Source organism: Mesorhizobium sp. M4A.F.Ca.ET.050.02.1.1 (assembly GCF_003997725.1).
Classification (GTDB): Bacteria; Pseudomonadota; Alphaproteobacteria; order Rhizobiales; family Rhizobiaceae; genus Mesorhizobium.
The window spans coordinates 1-3001 of record NZ_RZSG01000733.1 but is presented as its reverse complement, the minus strand read 5'-3'; the positions used below and the strand labels follow the sequence as shown (position 1 = coordinate 3001).

The following is a 3001-nucleotide window of genomic DNA, read 5'->3' as shown; positions in this document are numbered from 1 at the left end:
CCGCCTACCTCATGCGGATTTTTGGGATCGATGGCGCCACCGTCAGCGAAAAGCCGCTGGAGAACACGCCTGACGTCGCGCGGCTGTCGGAAGATGCCGTGCTCAAGAAAAAGCTCGCCGACTATGTCAGCGCCAATGTCGGCGCGGTCGATCTCGGCGTCTACGAGATACCGGACGAGTTCCTGGCGAGGAAGGTCATCTCGTGGTCCACCTTCGGCAGCGCGCGGCAGGCCAATCATCCGTTCACGCCGCTGTTCCAGCCTGCGGATTTCGCCGGGCTCGACTATTCCGCGCTGCAACTGGTGCGCACGCCGGAAGCGCTGGTCGAGCGGCTGGACAATGGCGCCTGCCAGGGCTGCCATCAGGCAGGGTCCACCGCCGGCTTCCATTTCATCGGCCTGGACGACAGGACGACGTCGCCGCTCAACCGGATCGAGGTCGGCATCTCGCCGCACCTCCATGCCGAAATCCCGCGCCGCGTGGCCTGGCTGCGGGCCACGACCGAAGGCAAGGAGCCGAACCGGTTTCGTCCGCTTTCCTTCGCACCGGCGGGCGGATGGAAGGATGCAGGCGAAGTCTCCTACGTGCCGGCCGAGATGGCGATGCCGTGCCTGATGCCGGAGGACGCCGCCCGCTTCGGCCAGACCTGGCAGTGCGGCGGCGGCACGGTCTGCACGCCGCTCGCCACCGCGTCTGGGGTGCGCACCAGGCTGGCGCAATGCCTGCTGCCCAAGGACAGCAGGGCGATGTTTTCCGGCCATCCGTGTCTGACGGGATCGATCGCCAGCAATCCGTCGCAACCCTTCAACGACCGCTACACCATCACCGGGCAGTTCGCCGCGTTCGCCTCCGACATCTCACGCACCGCCTACACATGCCGGCCGCCGAAGATCGGCGTGCCGGCCGGCATCGCATATCGCGGCTGCGACGACAAGGACCGCACCTTCGCCGCCTTCAGGGCCGGCAAGCCGATGCCGAACGAGATCTGCGGCCTGGTCGGCGGCAAGAAATTCGACACCTGCGTGGCGACCAACAATTTCGACCAATGCCTCGGCGGCGCGGTCAATCGCGGCAACCGGCCGGCCTGCTCGGCTGACCATTTTTGCCGCGAGGACTATATGTGCCAGTCGCTGCCGCCGGACACGCCGGGCGCCGCCAAGGTGAAAGGCATCGGCTTCTGCTCGCCGACCTATTTCATCTTCCAGATGCGCATCGACAACCACGCAACGCCATGGGCGAGCGCTGCGCGCGCGACGATGGGTGCGGGTTTCGGAGCGGCGGAAGAGGAGTAGCGATATCAGGCGCCTGGCGGGCGGCGCGGTTCCGCGAAGGCAGCAGCCAAGGCCTCGCGCACCCTTTCCTCGCTGACACCGGATGTATCCTCGATCCAACTCGGGGTCGAAATGGGCGGCTCGAGATAGCGGACATGGTCATTGACCGGCCCATGTACGTAGGAAAGGTTCGAGCCGAAGATCTGCACGCAGGGAATGTTCAAGGCTGCCGCGGCATGGGACATGCCGCCATTGACGCCAAGGAACAGCGCTGACGCGCCAAGCTGGTACATCACGTCGATCAGCGGCGTCGTGGTGAAATCGATCGCTTGCGGCACCTCGGCGCGGATCCGGTTCGCCGCATCATGTTCGCGAGGGCCGCCGACAATCCATACCGCCCAGCCGCGGCTGCAATAGTCCTTGGCGATCGAGATGAAGCGCCCCATCGGCCACGATCGCGGACTCGTCATATCTCCGGTGAAGATGGCCAGGGCCGGCGTGCCGGCTTCGACACCGGCGCGGCTGCGCCACTCATCCAGTTCCGCGCCAGGAATGACCAGCTGCGGCGCTGGCCAATCGACGTTCGCCGGCTTTGCGCCCAGCGTGGCAATGGAGCATACCTCCTCGTAGAGGCGTGTCTTGCGCGGACCGAACGCCCACAAATGCCGCAGCCAATCAGCAGGAAGGCGATTGACCAACCCGAACTGCAACTCCTGCGGATAGCCGATGCGTTCCGGAATGCCGGCCAAGAACGGAATCAGGGCCGCTTTGATCGTGCTCGTCATGAGATAGGCCGTGCCATAGTTCTGCTTGCGAAGCTCGCGTATCAGGTCGCGGCGCTCTGCCAGACCGAGTTGCATATGCCGCTTCTTTAGTGCCCAGGCCTTGCGGACATGCGGCATGAAGCGGGCAAAGGATACGTTTCCGGGCGATGTCACGACGTCGATCGGGCGCTCGGGAAACCGTTCCGCGAGGATGCGGATGGCCGAATGACAGCGGACGAAATCGCCGACCGCCGGAAAGCCGACCAGAAGAATTGGATTCAAGGCGAACACCCTTTTTGCTTTCTCTTTCCGCGCCGGAGCATTCCCTGCCGTCCGGGAGATTGACTTGACTCGTTTCGGCTGCCTATTGCCGCTACGCTTTCCGGCGGGTCCATATTCCCAGCCGGTGAATTTTGACAAGGCTCATCAGAAAAGGGCAGTAGCATGGTCCGCCCCATACTCGTCGAGATCGCCCCCGGCGAATTGCTGGACAAGATATCGATCCTCGAGATCAAGGCGGCAAGCATCGCCGACGCGTCCAAGCTGGCCAACGTACTGCACGAGCTGGAGCAGCTATCGCATGTTCGCGACGAACACATCCCCAGTTCAGAGGCGCTGGCTGGCCTCTACGCCGAGTTGAAGGCCGTCAACCAGGCGCTCTGGGTCATCGAGGACGATATCCGCATCGAAGAGCTCAACAAGCGCTTCGGCGATCGTTTCATCGAGCTCGCCCGCGGCGTCTACCGCACGAACGACCGCCGCGCCGCCCTGAAGCGCGAGATAAACCTGCTGCTGAGTTCCGCGATCATCGAGGAAAAATCCTACGAGCACTACGAGTAGGGCGACCTCACAGCGGGGTGTTGTCGCGGCAGCGTGCGGCACGAACCCTCAGCGTTGGAGATAGTCCTCCATCTGCCGGTCCATCTACTGTCGAACGCAGCGATCTGTTGTTCGGCCGTATCCGGG

The 3001-nt window shown here is 63.7% G+C and carries 2 protein-coding genes and 1 pseudogene; 2 read left to right on the top strand and 1 reads right to left on the bottom strand.

Annotated elements, in window-relative coordinates; genetic code table 11:
• Window positions 1-1292: pseudogene (locus tag EOA33_RS30230) on the top strand (hypothetical protein); the annotation flags it as partial.
• A 5-nt stretch (window positions 1293-1297) separates the two neighbouring features.
• On the opposite strand, the gene waaF reads toward EOA33_RS30230, so the two are convergent.
• Window positions 1298-2326 (bottom strand): lipopolysaccharide heptosyltransferase II, encoded by a 1029-nt coding sequence (waaF, locus tag EOA33_RS30225; protein ID WP_245482474.1) that lies wholly within the window; start codon window positions 2324-2326, stop codon window positions 1298-1300.
• 153 nt (window positions 2327-2479) lie between these two features.
• On the opposite strand from waaF, the gene EOA33_RS30220 reads away from it, so the two are divergent.
• On the top strand, window positions 2480-2875 hold the full coding sequence (locus EOA33_RS30220; protein ID WP_127407312.1) for a DUF6165 family protein: 396 nt from the start codon (window positions 2480-2482) through the stop codon (window positions 2873-2875).
• Window positions 2876-3001 lie beyond the last annotated feature (126 nt).